The 25,591-nt window shown below is 47.9% G+C and carries 17 protein-coding genes and 1 pseudogene; 14 read left to right on the forward strand and 4 right to left on the reverse strand.

Going from position 1 to position 25,591, the window contains the following annotated elements; genetic code table 11:
* Positions 1-65: 65 nt before the first annotated feature.
* Complete coding sequence (locus ACYQ2N_RS11515; protein WP_459999365.1) at positions 66-1,295, reverse strand: O-antigen ligase family protein; 1,230 nt, start codon at positions 1,293-1,295, stop codon at positions 66-68.
* 131 nt (positions 1,296-1,426) lie between these two features.
* Here ACYQ2N_RS11515 and ACYQ2N_RS11520 point away from each other — a divergent pair, with 131 nt between their 5' ends.
* A complete protein-coding gene (locus ACYQ2N_RS11520) occupies positions 1,427-2,077 on the forward strand; it encodes a M23 family metallopeptidase (protein ID WP_459999366.1) in 651 nt (216 codons plus the stop codon).
* 108 nt (positions 2,078-2,185) lie between these two features.
* On the opposite strand, the gene ACYQ2N_RS11525 is transcribed toward ACYQ2N_RS11520, so the two are convergent.
* On the reverse strand, positions 2,186-2,761 hold the full coding sequence (locus ACYQ2N_RS11525) for a Uma2 family endonuclease (RefSeq protein WP_459999367.1): 576 nt from the start codon (positions 2,759-2,761) through the stop codon (positions 2,186-2,188).
* Between the two features lie 355 nt (positions 2,762-3,116).
* Between ACYQ2N_RS11525 and ACYQ2N_RS11530 the strand changes: the two are divergent.
* The 7 genes and pseudogenes from ACYQ2N_RS11530 to ACYQ2N_RS11560 all read left to right on the forward strand — a co-directional run.
* Positions 3,117-3,231, forward strand: a pseudogene (locus tag ACYQ2N_RS11530) (sporulation transcriptional regulator SpoIIID); the annotation flags it as partial.
* 62 nt (positions 3,232-3,293) lie between these two features.
* On the forward strand, positions 3,294-3,728 hold the full coding sequence (locus tag ACYQ2N_RS11535; protein ID WP_459999368.1) for an RloB domain-containing protein: 435 nt from the start codon (positions 3,294-3,296) through the stop codon (positions 3,726-3,728).
* A gap of 374 nt (positions 3,729-4,102) precedes the next feature.
* On the forward strand, positions 4,103-5,443 hold the full coding sequence (locus ACYQ2N_RS11540) for an ATP-binding protein (RefSeq protein WP_459999369.1): 1,341 nt from the start codon (positions 4,103-4,105) through the stop codon (positions 5,441-5,443).
* 52 nt (positions 5,444-5,495) lie between these two features.
* On the forward strand, positions 5,496-8,636 hold the full coding sequence (locus ACYQ2N_RS11545; protein WP_459999370.1) for a DUF499 family protein: 3,141 nt from the start codon (positions 5,496-5,498) through the stop codon (positions 8,634-8,636).
* Positions 8,633-9,178 carry a DUF3780 domain-containing protein gene (locus tag ACYQ2N_RS11550; protein ID WP_459999371.1) on the forward strand — a complete coding sequence of 182 codons (546 nt, stop codon included), beginning with the start codon at positions 8,633-8,635 and terminating at the stop codon, positions 9,176-9,178. The genes ACYQ2N_RS11545 and ACYQ2N_RS11550 overlap by 4 nt, the downstream gene beginning before the upstream one ends.
* A gap of 20 nt (positions 9,179-9,198) precedes the next feature.
* The gene (locus tag ACYQ2N_RS11555; protein WP_459999372.1) at positions 9,199-12,069 is read left to right on the forward strand and encodes an anti-phage-associated DUF1156 domain-containing protein; all 2,871 of its coding nucleotides are present in this window, start codon (positions 9,199-9,201) and stop codon (positions 12,067-12,069) included.
* A 25-nt stretch (positions 12,070-12,094) separates the two neighbouring features.
* Positions 12,095-14,851, forward strand: a complete 2,757-nt coding sequence (locus tag ACYQ2N_RS11560) for a phospholipase D-like domain-containing anti-phage protein (protein ID WP_459999373.1) — start codon at positions 12,095-12,097, stop codon at positions 14,849-14,851.
* 324 nt (positions 14,852-15,175) lie between these two features.
* Here the strand turns inward: ACYQ2N_RS11560 and ACYQ2N_RS11565 are convergent, their stop codons facing one another.
* Entirely contained in the window at positions 15,176-16,366 is a 1,191-nt protein-coding gene (locus tag ACYQ2N_RS11565) for an anaerobic nitric oxide reductase flavorubredoxin (protein ID WP_459999374.1), read from the reverse strand.
* 19 nt (positions 16,367-16,385) lie between these two features.
* Positions 16,386-17,075: a flavin reductase gene (locus ACYQ2N_RS11570; protein WP_459999375.1), complete on the reverse strand. Its 690-nt coding sequence runs from the start codon at positions 17,073-17,075 to the stop codon at positions 16,386-16,388.
* Positions 17,076-17,586: 511 nt separating this feature from the next.
* On the opposite strand from ACYQ2N_RS11570, the gene ACYQ2N_RS11575 reads away from it, so the two are divergent.
* The 6 genes from ACYQ2N_RS11575 (at position 17,587) to ACYQ2N_RS11600 (ending at position 25,580) form a co-directional block, all read left to right on the forward strand.
* Positions 17,587-20,511, forward strand: coding sequence for a bifunctional diguanylate cyclase/phosphodiesterase (locus tag ACYQ2N_RS11575; RefSeq protein WP_459999376.1), 2,925 nt, complete (start codon positions 17,587-17,589; stop codon positions 20,509-20,511).
* Positions 20,512-20,722: 211 nt separating this feature from the next.
* Entirely contained in the window at positions 20,723-20,926 is a 204-nt protein-coding gene (locus ACYQ2N_RS11580; protein ID WP_459999377.1) for a hypothetical protein, read from the forward strand.
* A 153-nt stretch (positions 20,927-21,079) separates the two neighbouring features.
* Positions 21,080-23,116 carry a diguanylate cyclase gene (locus ACYQ2N_RS11585; protein ID WP_459999378.1) on the forward strand — a complete coding sequence of 679 codons (2,037 nt, stop codon included), beginning with the start codon at positions 21,080-21,082 and terminating at the stop codon, positions 23,114-23,116.
* Positions 23,117-23,229: 113 nt separating this feature from the next.
* Complete coding sequence (gene spoIIID / locus ACYQ2N_RS11590; RefSeq protein WP_459999379.1) at positions 23,230-23,478, forward strand: sporulation transcriptional regulator SpoIIID; 249 nt, start codon at positions 23,230-23,232, stop codon at positions 23,476-23,478.
* Between the two features lie 188 nt (positions 23,479-23,666).
* The gene (mreB, locus tag ACYQ2N_RS11595; protein WP_459999380.1) at positions 23,667-24,653 is read left to right on the forward strand and encodes a rod shape-determining protein MreB; all 987 of its coding nucleotides are present in this window, start codon (positions 23,667-23,669) and stop codon (positions 24,651-24,653) included.
* A 186-nt stretch (positions 24,654-24,839) separates the two neighbouring features.
* On the forward strand, positions 24,840-25,580 hold the full coding sequence (locus tag ACYQ2N_RS11600) for a WecB/TagA/CpsF family glycosyltransferase (protein WP_459999381.1): 741 nt from the start codon (positions 24,840-24,842) through the stop codon (positions 25,578-25,580).
* The last annotated feature ends 11 nt before the right edge of the window (positions 25,581-25,591 follow it).

Here is a 25,591-nt window from a genome sequence, read left to right on the forward strand (position 1 = left end):
TGTCACAGGCACAAGCTGTATTGGACAGGCTTTCAAGAACACGTGCCTGAAAGGGACAGTTGGGACTAACGCTCAGCCTGCCTTAGGGCACTGGCGGCAATAGCCAGCATAAGCCAGAAATAGGACGTAACTTTGGGTACAAACAGGAGGTTATCTGACAAGTTCATAAAATAAAATGCCGGTATGGAAGCTAAAAAGCCGGTAAAAAAGCTACTTAAAAACGGGTCGGAAATAAATTTCGCCGCTTTCTTGACGATTAGCCAGGCACTGACAAGAATCCCGGCCAGGGAGACGCTTCCCGCTATTCCCAACTCACTTTGCACTTTGAGGTAAGAGTTGTGAACAGGGTAGCGTTTCCAATCTTCCCAGGCTAAGTCGGGGTATTTTGCAATGTATTGATCATAATAACTTACGAAATTCCCATTTCCTACTCCTCGAAGAGGATGATCTTGGATCATTTTAAGTGCTGTTTGCCAGAGCCTAATGCGGGACATGTTTTGTGAAATGTTCCCTAGGTCATGGAGACGGGTAGAGACTTGCGGCAACAGCAGTGCCACCGGGGCAAGAAGAACAAAGGCAGTGATAATACGCCAATTATAGACAAATACGAGCACCAGACAACCGAGAATCAGGCCGAGCAGGGCGTTGCGCGAGCCTGTAAAAACAATGTTCAATAACAGCAGTAGGGAAAGGAATCCGTAGACCAGGCCGGATCGGTTTTTGCGCTGGGTAAACGCAAGTATCAAAACCGGGAACAGCATAAGCACAAGATAAGCTCCGAAAGAATTAGGGTTGCCGAAAGCTGCGGGAACCCGTACGACATCTCCACCTGCGCTCATCCATTGTTGGAGAAACTCAGGCTTGAAGAAATATTGGTAAGTTCCTGTTACACTGAGGACAGTCGCACTCAGTATGTATGAGCCTAACAACTTTTTAAGAACTGAGAAGGAATCCAAAGAATACTTCATGATTAAAAATAATAAAACATAGCTCATAAAACGAAGACTTTCGCTGAGGGCCAGTTTTTTTTCCAAAGCATATGCAACAGAAGCAAGCATGAGCAAGGTCATCAGGACGAGAAAAAACTCCAAAATTCCGGGACGGGCTGTGCGCAAGACCGTAAGAAGACGCTTTCTGGAATCCGGAACCAGAAGGGTAAGCCCGAAAACTCCAAAGATCGCTGCCAAAAAAATATCGCCGGAGACCGGGACGGTTACGCTCCCGAAACTCAGGGGAAGAAATGGCAGCAAAAATATATACAGATAAAGAAGAATATGTAACAAATTATTAAGCATTTTCTCACCCTGTTTCAGTATAGCAGAGTGGTCTTAAGGCCACAATCAAGGGCTGAAAAAAGGGTGAACGTGAAATCTTAGCCTGGTCTAAATGCTGCAGGTTGTGGGCAGGATAGAACCGGGGTGAGATTATGAGAAAATGGACGAAGTGGACAAAAATATGGTTAAGAATAGGCTTGTTGGCTTTAGCACTATTAGCTGCTGGCTTGGCTCTGATGACGGTGACAGCTGACAGCCGCCATGATGCAGAACTGTCATTACCGGTTCAGGGGGAACAATTGCATGAGATTCCGAATCAGGAAGAAGAAGCAATGCAGCAAGAAAGTTCAAACCGGCAAGAAGGTACAGACCCTCAGACAGCTTTACCGGTGCCGGAGGGAGCCCAGATTAACGAACTTACGCTCGCGGATTTCCCGGCACCGGTGCAGGGACCGCAGTTGCGGGCTGTTGGCAGCTACTATTTTGAAGATATTCAGGATAATCTTTTTCACTCCGGAACGGATTATATCCAGGCTGAAGGAGCAATAATCACAGCCACGCGCGGGGGCACGGTAATTTATGCAGGCGTTGATCCATTCCTGGGCCAAAAGGTTGAAATAGACTGTGGCGGAGGCTGGTTTGTGACTTACGGCTGTCTTGATAATCTCAGGGTAAAAGTAGGGGATAAAGTTGAGCGGCAGGCCGTTCTGGGTCAGGTTGCCCTTGATGGCGGCCCAGATGCGGTCAGCGGGCAGACCCAGTTGCATTATGAAGTAAGATATGGGGACGAAGTAATGGAGTGAACTCGTTGCATTGCAAAGTAGAAAAGCCATCCCTTGAAAAATAATCAAGAGATGGCTTTTGGCATGAGCAAAAATGAGAAGGAACGGTCAAGTCTAAGTAGAAAATATCTAAATGCGCTCAAAAATAGACTTTAGATCCACGATAAGATCCGGAAAAATACTTATTTCAACTTGACTTTCTTCTGAATACACCTTCGGTCTTCCATATTGTCCATTATCTTGAAGAATAAAGACACTAACGATTTTCGCTTCCGCTTCCACAATCCAGTACTCTTTAACCCCGGCTTTTTCATACTTATTGAACTTATACAATCGATCCATCTTACTGGTGGACGGGGACGTGATCTCTATTAACATCGAAGGCGTTCCGTAATAGCCCGTTCCTTTAAGCCCTTTGGTATTACAAACAACGATAATGTCTGGTTGGACAACAAATGTGGTGGTTTCATCCTTTTCGTTCGTTTCCGGAAGCCTCAAATCAAAAGGGGAAGCAAACACCCGGCAAGGATGATTGACCAGATAATTTGAGATTTGTCTAAAAAGATCGCCCGAGATACTCTGATGTTGCCAGGTCGGCGCAGTTTGCAGGTACGGTACTCCCTCGATGATCTCCCAGCGTTCGTTTTCCGGCCATGTAAGGTAGTCTGTGTAGGTATATTTTTTATCCGGTTGTGGTGTGGGCATATCGTCAACCTCCCCCATGAGGCTTTTCAACTGGATTATTGTTCCATGACTGATAATCTTATGCTATCATAAAGCTGCTGATGTAGCAACTAGCGATGAACAGAGTGTTAAATTCAATATTACGGCCATTTTGAACCATGGCTTCCTGGACAAAATCGGTAAGCGTTTGTATTTCTCCTAAAGTCAAACTCCGTGTCCGTTTTTCGCTGAACAACCTGCGGCTGGACAATGATTTGCTGGATATCCCGCTGTTCATGGCAGATTATGCGGATAAACTGATCGGGATGGCTTTGAAGTCGTTGGAGTAACGTATTAAGCTAAAACGTATCATAGATGTACATAAATTGGCCGCGGCATGCAGGAATACATTCGCAAAAGGGTACTGTAACATAGGGAATTATATCCTGGAATCAAGCGCAACCGTAAGGCAGACGGCAGATGTGTTTGGAGTAAGCAAAAGCACGGTTCATACAGTGTTTAGAATTGGTGTCGGTTACATTGGGCGTTTTTTGAGTACGCTGAGGCAGTCAATATGTTCAGGAACAGCCCTAAGTATCGAAACACCGCTGAGGTAACGGATGAAATTTGGTTTTTCTTTGACACCAAGCTTGAGAAGGCTGTGCACTGGGAGAAAAATTATAAGATCATCAAAGAGCTGCGAAAACTGCGTAAGCCTCGGATAAAGGTTCGTCTGCTCATGACGACGGCATGTATGGAGTATTGGATGCTCTTGCATTACGAGCGCACAGCACCTGCAATTGCATCTCCGGCTGATAAAGAGCGCATGAAAGACCGGGTGAAAAGGTATGTGCCAGTTTATGAAAAGGGAGACTATGACACCACGTGCGAGATCGCCGAAAATTACGAGACGGCCATCGAAAACGGAAAATGGACGCTAATCTCACTGGTGGATGATGGCTTGCCGACCCTTGAAGATACCGATAACCGCAACCGTTGGCTGTATTAGGGAACGCATGCATTCACGACAGTACATGAAGCCATTGAATTTTTAATTGTACTGAAAAGATAATTACAACTATTTTTAAGGGCACTACATGATAAAAACCTGTGGTGCTCTTTTTATTTGTGCTGCAGGGCGTCATGCTTTTTTGCTATACATACCCTGATAAATTGTGGAGGGAGAATAACTGCGCACCAAGAGTACCCTATATTTCCTGAGATTGACCTAATAATACATAAAAATGTGATTATATTGCTAAATATTATTATATTTATGTGACATATTGACTTTTTGCCGGATACATGGGTATACTATTAATAATAGTGTGATAAATAAACGCAAAATATGTATAATTATGTGATAATCTGGGAGGTGACGCTATGGAAAGACTGATTTTGCAGGATTTGCTGCAATGGAAAAAATCCAAACACCGTAAGCCCCTCATTTTAAAAGGCGTTCGTCAGGTGGGCAAAACATGGCTGCTCAAGGAATTCGGCAGACGTTATTATAAAAATATCGCCTATTTTAACTTTGATGAGCACGAGGAATACAAGCAGTTTTTTGAAAAAACAAAGGATGTTGATCGCATTCTGCAAAACCTGATGATGGCAAGCGGTCAAACAGTGAAGCCGGAGGAAACCCTCATTGTTTTCGACGAGATACAGGAATGCCCTAATGCTCTGAATACGCTCAAATATTTCTGCGAAAATGCACCGGAACATCATGTGGCCTGCGCAGGTTCACTTTTGGGCATTGCCTTGTCGAAGCCTGCCTCTTTTCCCGTCGGGAAGGTAGATTTTTTGGAGATCGGGCCCATGACCTTCACCGAATTTTTAATGGCCAATGGTGACGGCAATCTTGTTGCCTACTTGAACAGCATAGATAGCCTTGAAACCATTCCGGATGCTTTCTTCAATCCCCTTTATGAAAAGCTGAAGATGTATTTTGTCACCGGTGGAATGCCGGAATCCGTTCGATCTTGGACAGAAGATCGGGATGTTGAGCTCATGCAGCAGGTGCTTTCTAATATATTAGGGGCATATGAACGGGACTTTGCCAAACATCCAGACACTAAGGATTTCCCAAAGATTTCGCTCATCTGGAAATCAGTTCCTTCGCAGCTCGCGAGAGAGAATAAAAAGTTCATCTATAAGGTGGTCAAAGAAGGCGCCCGGGCCAGAGAATATGAAGACGCTCTGCAATGGCTTTGTGATGCGAACCTGACTTATAAAATCTACCGCAGCAGTGCGCCGGGACTGCCAATTTCGGCCTCTGACGATCTGTCTGTATTCAAGCTTTATCTGGTGGACGTGGGACTTTTGCGCCGTCTGTCGTTGCTGGCACCCTCTGCTTTCAGCGAAGGCAACCGCCTGTTCGTGGAGTTTAAGGGAGCGCTCAGCGAGAATTATGTGCTCCAAGCGCTGAAAAACCAGTTTGAGGCAATGCCACGTTATTGGACGATGGATAATCCCCGTTATGAAGTGGATTTTCTGATTCAGAGAGAAAACGATATTTTCCCCATTGAGGTAAAATCGGAGAGCAATGTAGAAAGCAAGAGTCTGAAGAAGTTTAAAGAGAAATACGGAGATAAGGTCAAACTCCGTGTCCGTTTTTCACTTAACAACCTTCGGCTGGACGATGATTTGCTGAATATCCCGCTGTTCATGGCAGATTATGCAGATAAACTCATCGGGATGGCATTGAAGCAGTTGGAGATTTAGCAGACCTTTTTTTAGTACACCACAGGTGTTAGACTAGAAGGACATGTACAGGATGGGAGGATATATCATGCAAACGATATTTGAGCTTTGTAAACCAAGAGGAAGCGTCTTTGCTGATACCACGAGAGACGATGTTCTGAATTTAAGTGACTTGGTCGAAAAGAGAATAGACGCAGACAAATTCTTTAGTGAGAACTTTAAGACAAAAGGCATGGACATTCTCTTTGATACTGCGTTTAAGCGGTTTCAGGGTAAAACTAATACAGGCGTTATTAAGCTGACACAGGCCATGGGTGGCGGTAAAACCCATAATATGCTAGCCTTGGCTTTGCTTGCAGAAAACCTTGACTGGCGCAGAAAAATTGTAGGCATGGAATATGATAATATCGGCGCTGTCAAAGTTGTGGCCTTTTCCGGGCGTGAAAGTGACGCGCCTTTTGGCATTTGGGGCAGCATTGCCGAACAGCTCGGTAAAAAGGAATTGTTTGCAGACCTATACTCTCCTTTGAGAGCACCTGGTGAGAGTGCCTGGATTAAACTGCTAAAAGGTGAGAATATCTTGATCCTGCTTGACGAGCTACCTCCCTATTTGGAGAATGCCAAATCAATTACAGTCGGCAACTCTGATTTGTGCAAGGTTAGCATTACAGCTTTGGCAAACCTCTTTGCTGCTTTGGGCAAAGAGCAACTGTCTAATGTTTGTTTGGTCTTTTCTGATTTGAAAGCTACATATGAATCCGGCAGCGAGTTTTTGCAGTCAAGTTTTAAGGAACTGGAAAGTGAAGCCAATCGTTCTGCTATAAACATTGAGCCGGTTGCACTGAACTCGGATGAAATATACGATATCCTGAAAAAGAGGCTCTTTGAAAAATGTGCGTCGAGTGCCTCCACTGCTGTCAACGAAATCGCTATTGAGTATAGAGACTCCTTGACCCGTGCAAACAAGATGGGACTTACAAATCCAGCGGGCGACAAGGTGTTTTTAGGCATACGGGATTCCTACCCCTTCCATCCTTCCATCAAGGAACTGTATGCACGGTTTAAGGAGAACACCAATTTTCAGCAAACCCGTGGCCTTATAAAGCTGATGCGCCAGATTGTGCGTCAGTTCTATGAAAGCGGCAAGGCACAGGAAAAGCATCTTATCAGTGTTTTCGATATAGACCTTAACGACAGAAACATGCTGAGCTATATTAAGCAGATTAAGCCCTCTTTGGAGGCTGCCATCAGCCATGATATTGCACAAGCAGGCAAGTCTGTGGCTGAGTCAATAGATGATCAGGAAAAGGCCCCCTACCCCTATGCGCAGAATATTTGCAAGTTGTTGCTCATGTCCTCCTTATGCGATACTGCTCATGGTTTGCAGGGTCTTACCGATTCGGAGGCCTTGGGTTTCCTTTGCGAGCCCAATATCGAGCTGAACAACTACAAAAAGGCGTTCGAGGAAGTAAAAACCCAGAGCTGGTACCTAAAAATGGACAACCGTGGGCGCTACTATTTCCAAAACACTAAGAACATGGTCGCTGAGATGAATACACTGGTTGATTCCTACAGCAACGAGAACGCTAAAAAAGAGCTTAAAAAGTTTCTCGAAGAGAACTTCAAGCCGAGCATGAAAAAGTGCTACGAGCTTTTATATGTGCTTCCGGCTGTAGATGAAATACAGCTTGATATGAACAAGATTGCGCTTGTGATTTTCGAACCGTACGCCGGAGCAAAGCTTCACTCGGATCTGCAAGCCTTTTATGACAATGCGCCTTATAAAAACAGGGTGATGTTCCTTTCCGGGCAGCGCAACGTCATGGAAAAGCTCTATAACAACAGCAAGCGTTTAACGGCTATCCGCCAGATCATTTCAACCATGAAGGCCGAGCATGTTCCGGCAACAGATCAGCAGTACAAAGAGGCAGAGAACCAGCAGGATAAGGCCACGCAAGCTCTGCTGCAAACAATCCGCGAGACCTTTGTCACTCTCTATTTTCCCACCAAGGCGGGTATTATATCCGAGGACTTCAAGCTGGAATTCAAGGAGAATGCCTTCAAGGGCGAAGACCAGATCATCAAAGTTTTAGCTGAGGCAGAGAAGTTCCAGGACTACGAGGCAAACGATGACTTTATGGATACCATGCAGAAAAAATGCGAACAGCGTCTTTTCACTCAAAAAGAGATGACCTGGAACCAGATCAAGGAACGTGCCGCAACTGAAACCATCTGGCAGTGGTATCACCCCAGCCAGTTTGAAGATCTGCGCAAGGATTGCATTAAAAAGGATAAGTGGCGCGAGGTCGGCGGCTATATTGTAAAAGGTCCCTTTGAAAAGGAGCCTACTTCCGTTGCGGTTGAGCAGACCAATTATAACGAGCAGACAGGCGAATTCACCTTAAAGGTGCGTGGCGTTCACGGCGACAGCATCTATTATGATATCGGTGCAGCTCCTACCACTGCGTCGGCAGAGGTGACCCAAACGCCATTTATCATCAAAGAGCCGCTGGTTAGCTTCATTTGCGTGGATTCGAGCAAAAGCAGCCCCCATCCGACGGGCAGTGTAAAAGAGTTTATATGTCAAGTGCCCCTGCGCTACGAGCAGCGTCAAGGTGTGCAGGGTAATGTGCTGGAGCTGAAGACCCACAAGGATTTTGAAATTCGTTATACCACTGACGGCAGTAACCCCAAGGAAAGCGGCGGAATATATACCGGCGAGATTGTGTTGCCCCCTTCTTGCAAGTTTGTCAGAACGGCGGTACTGTATAAGGGAAAAGTTATAGAAGAAAAAGACATTGCAATAGTCGAGAAAAAACAGGCTGAAAGGTTTAAGATTCAAGATAGCAAACCTCTTCAATACACGCTTCACAACCAGAAAAAGTGCAGCGATACAGAAGGCACATACTCCGAGCTTGAAAAGCTCAAGAAGCTGACCGGGGCGTTTATTCGTCACTTCACGGTGGTTATCTCCGAGAAATCCAACCCCGACAACTATATGGAGCTTTCTACCGCCAATGTGCCTTATGATGCTGATAACTTACAGGCAACCATTGACCTCATCCGTGAGTCTGCTTTTGCCGGTAAGGATGTAGTCGTGGAGTTCGACTACAAGACCCTGCTGTTCATTTCAGGCTTGCAGTTTAAGGACTGGATCGAGATGAATAAGTACGACATTATGGAAATACAAAAAAAGGGAACGATTAACCAATGAGCGCTAAACACAAGACCTATGGGTTTGGTGTCGATCCTGCCTTAAGTACCAACCATTTTTATGTGGTGGTGCCTCCAAAGGGAAATGAGCCGGTACAGGTTTATGAGCGCTACGGCTGGACGGACGGAGAGGAACAGATTCTTAAACGTTCGGACATTTTGCGGCTGGAGCTATCCAAGCATAAATGGAATCTTGTAAGTAGTGATCTGGCATCTGAATTCAACAACAGGCTGAAAAAAGAAAAACTAAAAATAGGCAAGTTTATTATAGGCGGCACTCCTGTCGAAAAGCTGTTTGGCAAGGAACTAATGGTTCTTTTGTGGGGCATCGAGGATTGTGATCCGTCTGTTATTCCCACGGCCATTCGCAACTGGAGGGGGCTTATGCCTGAAGAACGATGGTGGCTTTATACCATGACCAATGCCTCTACAGGCCACATGAAGGATAAAAAGGGTTGGCGCATTGCTTTGCGCTATGCGCTGTGCGAAAACCCCATAGATGAGAAACCGCAGCTTAGCATCTTTGATATGCTGGATGAATAATATAACCGGGTGGTGAAACAATGCAGTCATTTATTGAAAAGCAATTCCCTGTTTCAAAGGTGAGCAAGGAAAGCTATAAAGAACGCAAATCGTCCCAAGGCCAGACTATTACCGGACTGGGAAAATGGTGGGGGCGCAAGCCTCTGGTTTTGGTGCGTGCCGCCATTCTGGGATGCCTTATGCCGGCAAGCGATAATCCCAAGCGGGATATGGAGATTTTCCTTAAAATCATGAGCATGGACAACAACGGTCTGCTCCTGAGAAAAGAAAAAACCTTCTCCGTGCAGGAGATGTATGACATTGCGTCTAAAGACAAAAAGCTATCTTCTTATATTGCGCAGTGGTTTGATCTAACCGGCAGCAAAATCAAGCTAAATCCAGGCGTAGATAAAAAAGAGGTTGAGAAAAGGATATTCAACTCCTTGGGGTATGACCAGAAGCTGACGAAGTGTAAGCGCCCCGAGCAGCTTGAAAACCTCGACCCGCAGACATGGAACGAAATCAATCACCACTTAGGCACAAACGCCAAAAGCTTGCAAGAGCTAACACAGCAGCTTTCGGTTAAAAGGTTTGGTAAAAATGTCCGGGTAGGCGACTGCTTTTGCGGCGGCGGCTCTATACCCTTTGAAGCAGCCCGCATGGGCTGTGATACCTATGCTTCCGACTTAAACCCCATCGCCGGTTTGCTCACTTGGGCGAGTATTAACATCTGCGGTGCAAGCGAGGAAGAACTGGCAGAGATCAAGAAGTTTCAGCAGGAAGTATTCGACAAGGTAGATAGAGAGATTACCGCCTTGGGGATTGAGCAAAACGAACATGGCGACCGTGCCCTAACATATCTGTATTGTGTTGAGGCGGTCTGTCCTGAATGCGGCATGAAAGTCCCTATGCTCCCGTCTTTGGTTGTGGGAATAAGAGCCGGAAAAGTTGTTGCAAAGCTATCGCCAAACGGACAAGCCTATGATATAACAATTAAAATGAATGTTACCGCTGATGAAATGAAGGAAGCAGAAAAAGCTGGAACTGCAACATCGAGAGGTATGGTCTGCCCACATTGCAGAAAAAACACGCCAATCACTGCATTGCGCAAAGACCGCAGAGATGAAAACGGAAACACGGTATACGGTCTGCGTCTGTGGGAGAAAGGCGACTTTGATTTCAGGGAAGACGATGTTTACAGCGAACGGCTGTATGCCATTCGTTATGAACGTTCTGATGGCACCCGTTTTTATCGTGCGCCCAACGAGCGCGACTTACAGAATGAGGTAAAGGTAAAGCAGATTGTAGCGGATAATATTGTTGCTTGGCAGGAGCAGGGACTTGTTCCGTCCATGGAGATAGAAGACGGTGATAAAACTAAAGAGGTTATTCGGAATCGTGGTTGGACGCACTGGAATCATCTGTTTAATGCACGGCAGTTGTTGATAAATAGTTTATTCATGAAGTATATCATGCAGGAAACCGATAAAAAACGAAAAGTCATTGGTATTTTAAACCTGAATAAAACGGTTGATAGAAATTCGAGATTATGTGTTTGGCATTCTGGTAGAGATGAAAGCGAAAACACATTTTATAATCAAGCTCTGAACACGCTCATGAATTGGGGTGTTAGGAGCTTAACAATGCTTAGCACATTGTGGCTTTGGACTGCAAGTGCATACCCAATAAATAGAAACGCCAAGGTTCAGCTTAACGATGCACGTGACATATCAACAGATGTTGATTTTTGGATAACCGACCCACCCTATGCTGACGCTGTAAACTACCACGAGCTTTCAGAATTCTTCCTTGCATGGGATAAAAGGCTGCTTCAAGAAGCCTTTCCCGAATGGTATACCGACAGCAAGCGTATTCTTGCCATCAAGGGTGATGAGCATTTCTCCCGCAGCATGATAGAGATATACTCTAATCTTACCAAGCACATGGACAATAACGGCTTGCAAGTGGTCATGTTCACACATTCCGATTCAGCGGTGTGGGCACAACTTGCCCTCATTATGTGGAAGGCTGGGCTAAAAGTGAGCGCAGCGTGGAATATTGCAACAGAAACCGAAAGTGGAGGTTTAAAAGATGGCAACTATGTCAAGGGCACCGTATTGCTCGTTTTGCGTAAGCAGACCGGTAGCGATACCGCCTACCTTGACGAAATCAATGTGGACATTAAAAATGAGGTGAAGGTGCAGATTGAGTCCATGCAGGCATTAGACGATAAGGAGGAGCCGAATTTCTCAGACCCCGACTATGTGCTTGCTGCCTATGCCGCCTCATTAAAGGTTTTGACCTCCTACAAAAATATCGGTGAGCTGGATCTTGATTATGAGCTGAACCTTGCCATCAACGACCCGGCAAAATCCAAGGTGGTCAGCCTGATTGAACGAGCCAAAAAGATCGCCTTCGACTTCATCATTCCTACCGACTTTGAAAGTTACCTCTGGAAAGACATGAGCAGTGCGGAACGCTTTTATATCAAAGGGCTTGAGGGCGAAAAACGCGGCAACTACCAGATTTCGACCTATCAGGAATTTGCCCGGGGCTTTGCCATTGGCTCATACAGTCAGCTTATGGCAAACGAAAAAGCCAATACGGCGCGGCTTAAAACTCCGGTGGAGTTTGCCATGCGCTCCCTCAACGAAGTACCGGACTTCGAGAGTTCCACCCTGCGCCTGATATTAGCGGCTATCCACATTGCCATCAAAGAGGACGGACGTCCCGAAAAGGGCTTGTTCCACATCAAGAACAACCTGCCTGATTATTGGGGCTCCCGCGATATGATAAAGCAGCTTCTGGAATTTTTGAAGGATACAAAGGACATCGGAAACATGCCCCACTGGGCGGAATCCGCCGAAATGGCAGACCACCTGTATGTATTGGTAGAAAACGACCACATCTAAGAAAACGACGAAATGAGGTGAGCAGATGATTGGCCGTTACTCTTCAAGGCAAAGCAAGTTAGACACACAGTTTTTGCAGGAAAAGTTAAAGGATGCCGCAAGCTATGACCGCATTGCAGGCTATTTCTGCTCGTCCATCTTAGAGATAGCCGGTGAGGCCATCGAGGGGGTTGCGGGCAAGGTGCGCATCGTCTGCAATTCAACCCTATCGCCTGAGGATGTTAATATTGCAAACCTTGCCAATATGCGGCTCAAGCAGGAATGGTGTGAATATCTGCCAGAGGAAAAATACAGCAGTGAGGCGGCAGCCAAAAGGCTCAAGAAGCTCTATACACTGCTATCCTCCGGCAAATTAGAAATCAAGGTGATACCCGACGATATTTACGGGCTGATGCACGGCAAGGCCGGTGTGATCACCTATAAGGATGGCAGCGCCACCTCGTTCCTTGGGAGCATCAACGAAACAAGGAGCGCCTATACCGTCAATTATGAAATGGTCTGGGAGGACAACAGCGCCGAGGCTGTGGCCTGGGTGCAGCAGGAGTTTGACTATTTTTGGAACAACCGCTATGCCGTGCCGCTGTCCGACTTCATCGTGTCCGATATTGACCGCATCTCAAAGCGGGTTGTAATCTCGCTTCACGACTGGCGCGAGGACAGCGGAGATATCGTGCCCAGCGTTGCGGTTGAAGAGCCTGTCTACAGAAAAGAATTTGGTTTATGGGAGCATCAAAAATACTTCGTTGAACGCGCCTTTCGTGAGCACAAGCAAAAAGGCGGCGCAAGGCTCCTGCTCGCTGACATGGTAGGCTTGGGCAAAACTGTTCAGTTAGCAATGTCGGCAAAGCTGATGGCACTGTATGGGGATAAGCCTATCCTAATTATTGTGCCTAAGACCTTGTTGTTTCAGTGGCAAGACGAGCTGCTTACCCTGCTGGACTTACCCAGCGCCGTTTGGTCGGGCAAATGTTGGATCGATGAGAACGGCTATGAGTATCCGTCGGACAGCGCGAGAAGTATTCAAAAGTGCCCCCGCAGGATTGGCATTATCTCGCAAGGGCTTATCACTCGCAAATCCGAAACAGCGGAATACCTAAAGCAACTCAAGTATGAGTGCGTTATCTTGGACGAGGCGCACCGTGCAAGAAGAAAGAATATGAACCAGGATGCTGATGAGCATAAGGCGCAACCCAATAATTTGCTGGCATTTTTGAATGAGATTTCGTTCCAGACAATAAGTTTGCTGCTGGCTACGGCAACCCCGGTGCAGATGAACCCGATTGAAGCGTTCGATTTATTGAATGCGCTGGCATTGCCCACCGACAAAGTGTTGGGTGACAAGTACAGCAGTTGGAGAACGCTGCCTCAAACGAGCCTTGATTATATTTCAGAAAACAAGCAGCCACCCGACGCTGACGCAGAAATGTGGAACATTGTGCGCAACCCCTTTCCTCAAAGGACGGAGAACAACCGGCGAATCGGGATTATTCGCAATCAGCTGGACCTTGCAGACGATACCTTTGTTTTGGATCAGAGTTTGTATGGTGGCCTGCGCCGGGCGCAAAAGCAAAAAATAAAAGAGTTATATTATGATGACAGGTTTATCATCAATCATAACCCTTACATTCGTTGTATTGTGCGCAGAACACGTGACTTTTTGGAGAATACCATCAACAAAGAAACTGGCGAGCCTTATCTGCAAAAGATTGAAGTAGAACTCTTGGGTGAAAAAAGCGATGAAGCGTTGGAATTAAAGGGTTACCTCTTGCAGGCATATCAAATTGCCGAGGAATTTTGCTCCTTACTCTCCTCACGGGTTAAGGGTGGTGGTTTCATGTCCACCTTGATGCTTAAGCGTATCGGCAGCACTATGCTTGCCGGTGAGAGCACAGCTAAAAAGATGCTTGCATGGACGCTGGAGGGCAAGGAACGCCTTAAGGATTTGTATGACGACGTTTTTGACGAGGACGAGGAAGAAAATGAAGGCCAGCACAGCGAGATCAAGGAGCTGACACCTGAGGAAGTTGACTGCCTTGATAGGCTGGTTAAGGTACTGCGGGATAACAAGGATACCGACCCTAAATATAACAAGGTTTTGGAAATATTGTTAAAGGGCGTAGAGACTGAAGGCGCTTGGAAGGACAAGGGCTGTATCATCTTTTCCCAATACTTCGACAGCGCAAACTATGTGGCAAGGCTTCTTTCTCTGGATATTAAAGATACAAAAATCGGTCTGTACGCCGGTGGCGATAAGTCGGGCATTTATCAGGATGGCCGGTTCACCAAGGAAACTAAGGATAACCTCAAGGTTATGGTCAAGAACCGGGAGATCACAATTTTGGTTGGTACCGATGCTGCCTCGGAGGGCTTAAACCTGCAAACGCTGTCAACCCTGATAAACGTCGACTTACCGTGGAACCCTACCCGGCTAGAGCAGCGTAAAGGCCGTATTCAGCGTATCGGTCAGATAGCCGACAAGATACTGATTTACAATATGCGCTATAAGGATTCAGTTGAAGACCGCGTCCATTCCAAGCTGTCTGAACGCCTCAAGGGCATCTATGGTATCTTTGGTCAGATACCGGAGGTCTTGGAAGATGTGTGGATTGCCATGGCTCAAAACGACGAGCAAAAGGCCTTGGAAGCTATCAACAGGATACCGGAGAGAAACCCGTTTAAGCTGAAATATGAGATGGATATCCCCGACAGCACCGACTGGGAAAAATGCGAGTTTGTCCTTGATAAGCAGGAAAAACGCAAGGAATTGCTCAAGGGTTGGTAAGCCAATAGGAAACACCCTGCCAGATATACTTCAGGCCGATAGTCTTGTTGATCAGCGTTGCTTGTTCTCGTGTTGCTATTTCGACGACTATTCCTTTGATTGCAGGCAGGTGAGCGCATTGTGATTGAAGGGGCGCAGCAAAACCAAAGTTTCACTGCGCCCCACTTTCAGCATTTTTAATCGTTATATTCTTCGAACATGTCTCCCTTCATTATAATCCTTTTCCATTTTCGCATTTCCACATTCTGAGGCCTTTTTCAGGGCAATGGATGCCTGCGCTCCGGTCATCCTTAGAACAGGCTAAGAGCCGCAAAATCTGCTAGCCTAGAGGCAACTTGATGCAAACTCTTTCCCGAAATCGGCGCAGCGCGCCAAACTCTCTGCATCAGGGTTCCAGAGAAGTCTCAGGCCGTCAGAGACGACATTAAAGCCAGCTTCCGATAACCCCTTTGAAATGGTGGCCATGGATTCGCCGCTCCAGCCATAAGTTCCAAAGGCGGCGGCTTTCTTATTTTTGAAACTGAGTCCCCGGATCTCTTCCAAAAAACTACCGATCGAGGAGAGAACGCCTTTATTCACTGTCGGTGATCCGACGAGTACAGCCTTGGAACGAAAGACCTCAGTGAGAATGTCATTTTTGTCGGCCCGGGCGGAATTGAAGAGTTTGACCTCAACTTGGCTGTCTGCCTGCTTGATCCCTTCCGCAATAGCTTCCGCCATCCGGCGCGTGCCGTTCCACATCGTGTCGTACACGATGGTGATTTGATTTTCTTGGTAGTCCTGGGCCCACTTCTGATAGCGCTCAACAATTTGCAGCGGGTTTTGTCGCCACATGATACCATGACTCGGGCAAATCATCTCAAGGGGTAAGTTGAGAGCCAGAATTTCAGCAATCTTTTTCGCAACCATCTTACTGAAGGGTGTAAGGATGTTTGCATAGTACTTCATGGCTTCGTAGTAGAGTTCTTCCTGATTGACCAGGTCGTTAAACATCTGATGTGAGGCATAATGCTGACCGAAACCGTCGTTGCTGAACAAGATATTATCCCCGGTCAAGTAAGAAAACATTGTATCAGGCCAATGCAGCATCGGGGCCTCGACGAAAATCAAGTCTTTGGTCCCAAGGGATAAGCGCTCCCCCGTTTTTACGACCTTGAAATTCCAATCTTCATGGTATTGCCCTTTGAGAGACTTAACGGCATTGGCCGTACAGTAAATTGGCGTATCCGGTATTTCGCGCATCAAGAGTGGCAATGCCCCACTGTGATCCGGTTCGCCGTGGTTGGCGACAATATAGTCGATCTGGTGCAGATCGATTTCTCGTTTCAAGTTATTCACAAACTCTTGGGCGAAAGGTCCCCATACCGTATCGATTAGAACTGTTTTTTGATCCTGTACTAAATAGGAATTGTAGGATGATCCATGATGGGTTGAAAGTTCCTCCCCATGAAATCTGCGCAGTTCCCAGTCAATTTTCCCCACCCAACGTACGCTATCACTCAATTTTACAGCCATCGTGTACCTCCTTGTTTGGTTAAGGCAGTGCCTCAAATTCTTCTTTACCGGCACCGCAGACCGGACAGACCCAAGCTTCAGGCAGGGCTGAAAATAAGGTCCCTGCAGCCTGTCCAGAGGCCGGATCGCCTTGGGCGGAATTATAAATATAACCGCACACTGTGCATTTGTGTTTTTCTCCCTCTGCCCCAGTGGGCATGGTCTGAGGCTTGATGTAAGTGGGCGCTGCGGGAGGCACCGAACCTCTCTTTACGGCCTGATAGTAAGCATAGGTCATGGGTTCTGTTTCGCCGAGTACCTCTGCCTCCACGACTTCGCCGATGAACAGAGTATGGGTTGCAACATCTAAATGCTGAACCACGTTGGCCTCCAAATAACCAATACTGTTTTCCAGGAGGATGGGGACTCCTGTCAGCCCGGTGCGGTACGCTACGCCTGCGAACTTGTCCACATCGCGACCCGATTTAAAGCCAAACTGCCCGATGAAATCCACGGGTGTTGTCACAGGCAGAACGGACACGGAAAATACACCGCTTTTCTCGATATATTCATGGGTCAAGTTTTTCTTATTGATGCTGACCGCGATCGTTAGCGGCTCTGAAGAGATTTGAAACACGGTGTTGGCGATTTGTCCGTTAGACTGGGTGCCGTTGATGGAACTGATGACGTACAAACCATAACTTAGTTTATAAAGCACTTTCGAATTCATCACAACAGGCTCCTTTCCGGCAGATGCCATCACAGTTGACGATTATCGATCCTACAGTCTATAGAGTAACACTATTCTTGTATTTTTATCTAATTTCGCTTCAATACGGCTGAATTCCTGCCGGCCATACAGGAATTTGGGGTTTGCTGCAGAATATTTTCTCAGGATATTCTGTTGTTGGCTGTAAACAGAGGATGATTGTTGGGCCAGAAGCAGGATCATGCTTTGTTCGCCGCTTGTATTATTGAGCTTGAGAAGAAATGACAAAACACCGACAAGAAGAAATCTCTCTTTGGCTTTAACGCTTTTCGTGGTTATGGGCGCTTCTTCTCGAATATGAAAGAAAAAAACACCATTGTAGTGGCACCAGACAGCGGTCAGCTAGTTGCTGCAGAGTAGCAATATTATAAACAGGGTGTAGATGAAGGTCCTGAAAACGGGTTATTCCTTTCGCTCTAAGGGAGCTAATTCATCAAATAATTATGAACAATATACAGGAGGTGCATTGCCCATGAGAGAGCGTGACCGGATGAAAGCCTTTGCGCCTAAGCTGCTTGTCGTTTTCAGTTTCCTGTTCGTGTTGGCCGCCCTCCAGGTCGCCGGCGGGGATGTCGTCATCCCGACGGCGTTCTACCTCCCTTTCCGTACGACCGTAGAGACTCTTGCGGTGATAATCTTCATTTCGGTCTTTGCCGTCGGTTGGTGGAATCCGGAGCACGCGCAGGCCAAAGGGCTGGTGAGATTGGCTGTGGGTTTTCTCCTTGTGGGCCTGCTTGATTTGGGTCATCTTCTGTCATATCCGGGAATGCCTGATTTTTTTACCGTCAATTCACCGGACAAGAGCATCGCGTTTTGGCTGGCGGCGCGCGGGCTGGAGAGTGCTCTGTTGCTGGGGTTTGCTTTGACTAACGTGCGTCGGGCTCATTCTCGAAAGGAACACCCCGTTTCCCGCACCGCTATTTTGACGGTGGGAATAGTCTGTGGCTTAGCAGTCTATATTATCATCCTGGGATTTCCCTGGGTTTTGCCTAAGTTTTATGTGAACGGCCATCAGACGGCTACCAAGGTGAGGGTAGAGTACCTGATTATCGGGCTTCTGGTGTTGGCCATTATGGCTTATCATGTGCGGCTGAGGAACAGGCGCTTGAAGCGGCCGCTGGCCGTGTTCCGTTCGGATGAGGCCGATTTTTTGCTTATCCTTTTCTTTGCCATCCTTTCCGAATGGACTTTTACTCAATATAATGCCACAACGGGTCTCGCCGACGCCATGGGGCACGTGTACAAAGCTCTGGATGTTCTCCTCATCTACCGTTATGTCTTTATTCGTAGCATTCGGGAACCCTACGACCGTTTGCATAAGGTGCAACGCGCTTTGCAACAGAGCGAGCAGAAATATTTTGTTATGGTCAATGCGCTGAACGAGGCCATTTTGTTGATCTCTTCTGCGGGCGAAATTCTGGAAGTGAATCACGTAGCCTGTGATTTGACGGGTTATACGCGGGAGGAGCTTCTGGGACGGCCCCTTGTTTTCCTCTTCGATCCAGAGCAGACCAGTAACCCATCAGATTTTGAGGATTGGTTGCGACAGGAGGGAGCACTGCCCTTTGAAACACAGAGTCTGCGCCGGGACGGGGAGGTTATTCCGGTCGAGGTGCGGGCCAGGCATGTGGAAGATTACGCCGGGGATGCCTTTCTGCTGACGGTTACCGATCTGCGGGAGCGACGGGAGGCTCGGAAGCAGAAGGAGCGGGCACAGGCTGTTTTTGACAATGCGGTAGAAGGGATCATGGTCCTGGATGCGGAAGGTGTGATTGAAACCGTCAATTCGGCCTTTACGGAAATCACGGGCTATCGGCCAGATGAAGTGATTGGGTCCAAGCCGGAACGGTTGCTTTTAACTGATTCTGACCTATTGCACGATGGGTATGCGGAGATCATCATCTCTGTTCAAACAACAGGAAAATGGCGGGGAGAAATCTGGTGCCGGCGGAAGGATGGGGCCAGCTATCCACTCTGGGCTACGATTACGGGTCTGAAAGCTCATGAGGGACGTATTCAACATTATTCTGTGATTTTTTCCGATCTCAGCAAGCAGGAAGAACTGGAAAAACGGTTACGTCACCAAATTACGCATGATCTGATAACCGGTCTTCCTAATCGTTTCTATTACCTGGAGCGGGTGAAATTGTTGCTTGAACGTTATGAGAGGCGCTCCACCGGTTATGCCGTTTTGGCGTTTAATGTGAAAGGCATGAAGGAAATTAATGTCCTATGCGGTCTGGCTGGTGGGGATCAGGTGCTGAAAGAGCTGGCGGATCGTTTAACCACGCTTTTGTCGGAGCGGGACGTGCTGGGGCGATGGGAAGGGGATGAATTTATCCTCTGGCTCCCAAAAGTGGCTTCCCCGGAACATATTGTGCCGGTGCTCCAAAAGGTGCAGGAGGCCATGAGTCTTCCCTTCCAAGCCGGTGGACGGGTGATCTGGGTTGAACTGGCGATCGGGATTGCATTGAGCCAAACGGACGAACATGAAGTGGAGGATTTGATCAAAGCGGCAGAATTTGCCATGGATGAAGCACGCAAAAAGCCGGGGACGGCGTATCACTTCTATCAGCCGGGTATGCAGGAGAAGGTGCTCGAACGCCTGACCTGGGAGAATCGCCTGCGTAGCGCTCTAGAACGTAAAGAATTTGTGGTGTATTATCAACCCCAGGTCCATTTGAAAACGGGTACGCTGGTCGGGCTGGAAGCCCTGGTGCGCTGGCAGCATCCGGAACTGGGTCTGATTTCGCCGGCTCAGTTCATTCCGGTCGCCGAGGAGAGCGAGCTCATCATCCCGCTGGGGGAAGAGGTGCTGCGCCAGGCGTGTGCCCAGGCCACAACGTGGCTGCGCCAGGGTGTACCCCTCTTTCATTTGGCGGTCAATGTTTCGGCCAAACAGTTCCAGCATCCGGAGTTTGTCGAGACGGTCAGGCGCATCGTCCAGGAAACGGAACTGCCCCCAGATATCCTGGTTTTGGAGATCACGGAAAGCACAGCCATGCAGGATGTCGAATTCACTCGGGCGACCATTAACCGTCTGAAAAAAGAGGGAATCAGTTTTGCTCTGGATGATTTCGGCACGGGTTATTCTTCTCTGAATTATTTAAAGCAGTTTCCCGTCGAGTGGTTGAAAATCGATCGCGGGTTTATTCAGGATATCCTCACCCATGCGGAAGATGCAGCGATTGTCGAGGCCATTGTTCAATTGGCCCAAGGCTTGCACCTGAAATTGATCGCTGAGGGGGTAGAACAGGCAGACCAAATGACGCTTTTGGGTGTGCTCGGGTGTGACATCATTCAAGGGTATCTTTTCAGTCCGCCGCTGCCGGCAGATGGTGTGCAAGTATTTTTCAATCAGACGGCTGAGGTTTATCCGAGGGTTAAGTCTGTCTGATGTAGAGTATGGGGAGAAAAAGATTAAAAGATAGAGATGAAACTCGAGGGAGCGGTGCTTCAGTGGAGCGTATACGGCTGAAAAAATCTAAGTCTGACTATCAACAAATTACAGGAGAGTGCAGGAAGTTTTCAGGAAATGTTTAGGAAAGCTGCTCTATGAGGCGAAAGCCGCCGGGCGCAACGCTGTACGGTCGGCGGCCCGGGAATAAATGAGTCTGTTCATTGAATGGATTGGTTATATATCTCTCTTTATTTCCTTCGCCTTGGGGATTGCGGATGCCTCATATGTGCTTATGTTTTTGGCCATCGCCCTTCGCCAGCTTACGGTGTGGTGGCACCTGCAGGGGCTTTGGCAATATTTCCGGCGCGAAAAAGCCTGGGGACAGATGGCTAGGAAAGGATTCAACGCCTGAAACAATTGGCAATCCGATGGTGAATACCCAAGAATTACTTCCCTTTAGCGAAGCAAAATTGCTGTTTGGCCAAATATAGGAAAGCTGGGTTACTTCGCCTGAGAAGGTGAAAGGTTTTCCCGAAAAATGTTTACATTGGTGGGAGGTTTATCCGTGAACGCCTTTAATGATAAGAGAATTCTTATTGTCGAAGATAACGGCTTCAATGCCAAAGTGACCGCCACAATCTTAAATAACTACGGGTATCATACAGAGGTTGTTGTGACGGGCGAAGAAGCGGTCGAGAAAGTCTGTGGTAGCCAATGCCCTGACCTTATCCTCATGGATATCGAACTGGGGCAAGGTATGGATGGGGCGCAGGCTGCGCGGGCTATCCAGCAGTTCAGCGATGTGCCTGTGGTCTTTCTTACCGCCCACACGGAACAGGACATCATGGAAAAAATCCGTTTAGTCACCGCTTACGGCTCTGTGGTAAAAGGGACGGGCGAACATGTGCTCGTCTCTGCCGTGGACATGGCCCTCCAACATTCTGCCGCCAACAGCCAGGCCAAATTGTACCAGTGGATTTTCGAAAACTCCCTGCATGAGATCTATCTATTCCAGCCTGAGACCCTAAACTTCATGGCGGTGAACCGTGGGGCCAGGGAAAACCTGGGCTACACAAGTGAAGAACTGAGTACCATGACTCCTCTTGACATCAAGCCTGAATTTGACCGGCAGAGCTTCAGAAAGTTGCTTGAACCGTTGATCAGAGGAGAGCAGGAACAGATTTCGTTCAACACAGTGCACCGCCGGAAGGATGGCTCCCTGTATCCTGTGGAAGTGAACTTACAGCTTTTCGACTACAGGGGAGAAAAATTGTGCCTGGCGCTGATTATCGACCTGTCAGAGCGCAGAGCTATGGAAGAAGAGCTGCGAGACAGGGAAGCGATGCTAAGTGCAATTATGGGTTCGGCCAGGGACGCTATCGTCATGCTCGCCGGGCAGGGGAAAGTTGTGTTTTGGAACCCGGCAGCAGAACAGATTTTCGGCTTCTCCCGGGAGGAAATCCTGGGGAAAGACCTGCACCGGCTAGTGGTGCCTGATGAAAGTTTTAAGATCTATCAAGAAGCTTTCCATCATTTTGAGTTAACCGGGGAAGGCAATGCCATAGGGAAAACAATTGAGTTGAAAGCCAAACATAAAGACGGGCGGGAGCTTGATGTGGAGCTTTCACTGGCTGCTTTGAAGATTAGGGATGCCTGGCATGCGGTGGGAATTGTGCGCGACATCGGCGAACGCAAGCAGGTGGAGGAAGAGTTGCAGCGTAAAAGTAAGTTGGTACACACCATGTTACAGGCCATACCCAATCCTGCCTGGCTGATCACGCGGGAACGTCGTATCCTTGCTCAGAATGAAGCCGCCAAGGCCTTTGGAGCCTCAGAAGGGGATTATTGTTGGCAGGGCATCCATGACTTAAATACCATTTCACCTGCCCAACGCAAAGCTTTTCAAGCGACAGGGCAAGCGCTTCCAGGCACGAAATGCTATTTTTGCCGTGCGGATGAGGCAATGGCAGGAAAGAAAAGCGAGAACTCGGAAGTGGAATTGGATGGAGTGATTTGGGATACCTGGTGGGTGCCTGTCGATGACAATCTTTACTTACACTATACGGTCGATGTCACAAAATATAAGAAAATGGAGGGAGAGCTTCATCGTCAGGCAATCACGGATCCTCTGACAAAGGCGTACAACCGCCGCTATTTTGTGCAGATACTGGAGCAGGAAATCGAGCGGGCGCGGCGGACTGGACTACCTTTTTCCATAATCATGTTTGATTTGGACCACTTTAAGAGTATAAACGACCGCTTTGGGCACGCCGCAGGGGATCTGGTCTTGAAAAGTCTCGTCGACCTGATCCAAAAAAGGATCCGCAAAATCGACATTCTGACGCGCTGGGGCGGCGAAGAATTTATCCTCTTACTGCCTGATACGCCAAGGGAAGGGGCAGTGGATCTGGCCGAAGAGATGCGAAGGCAGTTAATTAACCTCGATATTCCAGGCGTGGGCAGGGTGACAGCAAGTTTTGGCGTGGTAGGTTCGTGTGCGGGTGATACGGTGGACAGTATTGTTATGCGTGCAGACAATTTGCTATATGAGGCCAAATCACGCGGGCGAAATTGTGTTAGATCGAGTGGTGAATGTCTATAGGGAAAAATTTATACAGCATTTACCAATGGTAGGACATCCTTTAAGGATGTCTTTTTTCTTGGCAAGTGCATATAGATGTACAAAAAATTGGCCGCTAAGAAGGAGGGCTCGGCGTGCAGGAATACATTCGCAAACGGGTACTGGACATCGGGAATTATATCCTGGAATCAAGCGCGACGGTAAGGCAAACGGCTGATGTCTTCGGGGTATCGAAATCCACGGTCCATAAGGATGTGACGGAGCGTTTGCAGCTAATTAATGAAAAGTTGGCGATGGAAGTAAAACAGGTCTTAGAAAATAATAAAGCAGAAAGGCATATTCGTGGTGGGGAAGCGACACGTAAAAAATATCAGGAAAACTGAGGAAAGCGCTGGTATTTTCTTGTCCTTCGCAAAAAAGTTGGGTAAAATAAAGGAAATGAAAGGTTTTTAACGAATAAGAAATTGTGCGAACCAAGCTTAAGGTTAATCTCCCGTCGGGGGATTAGCTTTTGCTTATAAGTTCTTTTTTATGTGGACAAGCTAGGCAAAGGAAAGGGGTACACCACTCCATGTTCGGGATTGATTTAGGGATTGATTTGGGAACAGCCAGCGTGCTTGTGTATGCCAAAGGCAAAGGGATAGTAATGCATGAGCCGTCCGTAGTAGCAATTGACAAGAACACGAATAAACGGATTGCGGTAGGCGAGGAAGCTCGCTTAATGCTGGGACGTACTCCTGGCAATATTGTTGCGGTGCGTCCGATGCGGGACGGTGTGATCGCAGATTATAAGACTACAGAACTGATGCTTAAGTATTTTCTGGAGAAAGCAGGGGCCAAGAGATGGCCTTTCTTCCGCACGAGGGTAGTAGTCTGCATTCCTTCCGGTATCACAGAGGTGGAGGAGCGGGCGGTTAAACAGGCTGCTTACCAGGCCGGAGCCAAGCAAGTAAAAGTGGTGGAGGAGCCCTATGCTGCGGCTCTTGGGGCCGGACTGGATATTAGCGGTGCGACCGGGAACATGGTCGTGGATATTGGCGGCGGGACGACAGACATTGCTGTCCTCTCTCTCGGGGGTATTGTGTGCAAACGTAGCCTGCGGGTAGGCGGGGATAAATTTGATGAAGCAATAACGCGCCATATCCGGCGGGAACATAATCTTATGATTGGGGAGAGAACCGCCGAAGAGATAAAAATTGCGGTCGGAGCAGCCGTTAGGGAAGGGCGCTCAGACAATGCCATCATCGATGTGCGCGGGCGTGACTTAGTAACAGGCTTGCCGAAGACGATTGTAGTCGACTCAAAGGAATGTTTTGAGGCTTTAGAGGAATCGATCGAAGCGATTGTCGCAGCAGTCAAGGAAGTGCTGGAACGGACGCCGCCCGAACTCTCAGCTGATATTTTGAATAAAGGAATCGTTATGACAGGAGGAGGCTCCTTAATCTATGGTTTTGATTCCAGACTGGCGCTTGAAACCGGCTTGCCGGTCACGATGGCCGAAGATCCTATATCCTGTGTGGCTTTAGGAACTGGCAAAGTCCTTGACGGCAGTTTCTAAGACAGATTAGTCCTGGAGATAGCAGATACAAGCAGATCCCTCTAGTCCCGGGGCATCAAGGCTGCGCAGCAAAGCCTGGGTCCCCGGATTTTCTTTAACTATGGAAATGTTGTAATGTCCTTTGGTGCCTGAAAATATAGGCTTTAAGGTTTTGGAGTAGTTTACTTTGGATAAGGATTAGATTGAATGAGAGTAGACATTCTAGGTGTAAATATAGACAGCCTAAGTTTGACTGAGAGTATAGCCCGCATTGCCCGCGCGCTTGAGGCTGATGAATTCTTGCGTGTAGTAACGGCGAACCCGGAAATGGTTTTCCGGGCTTCCCAGGATGCCCGTCTGCGTCAACTCATAAACACAGCGGGGCTCGTGACTCCTGACGGCATCGGTGTCGTGTGGGCAGCAGCTAGGTTAAAAACCCCACTGCCGGAAAGAGTGACAGGGATAGACTTGTTAGAGGGACTTTTTCCAGTGGCGAACCAGGGGAAATGGCGGGTCTTCTTTTTGGGGGGGCAGCCGGGAGTCGCGGAAATGGCTGCCCGCAAGGTTGCCTGGGATAAGAATGGGCTTGTGTGGCAGGCACGCCATGGCTATTTTTCGCAAGCGGAGGAAGCGGAAGTTGTACGCCAGATTAAAGAGTTCCGCCCCCAACTGTTACTCGCAGGCCTTGGCAGCCCGCGCCAGGAATACTGGCTGGCAGAGCATCCCGGCCTCGCTGTGGTCAGCATCGGCGTGGGGGGGAGCTTTGATGCGCTGGCTGGTGTGGTCAAACGCGCCCCTAAATGGATGCAGGATTCCCACCTTGAATGGTTTTACCGCTTAGTGCGTGAGCCTGGGCGGCTCAGACGCCAGCTTGTTTTGCCCCGTTTTGTGCTTAAGGTTCTAGCCCAAACTACGAGTAGTCAGGAGACAGGAGACAGGAGTCAGTAGAATTCTGACTC

The sequence above is a fragment of the Paradesulfitobacterium aromaticivorans genome (genome assembly GCF_054657415.1).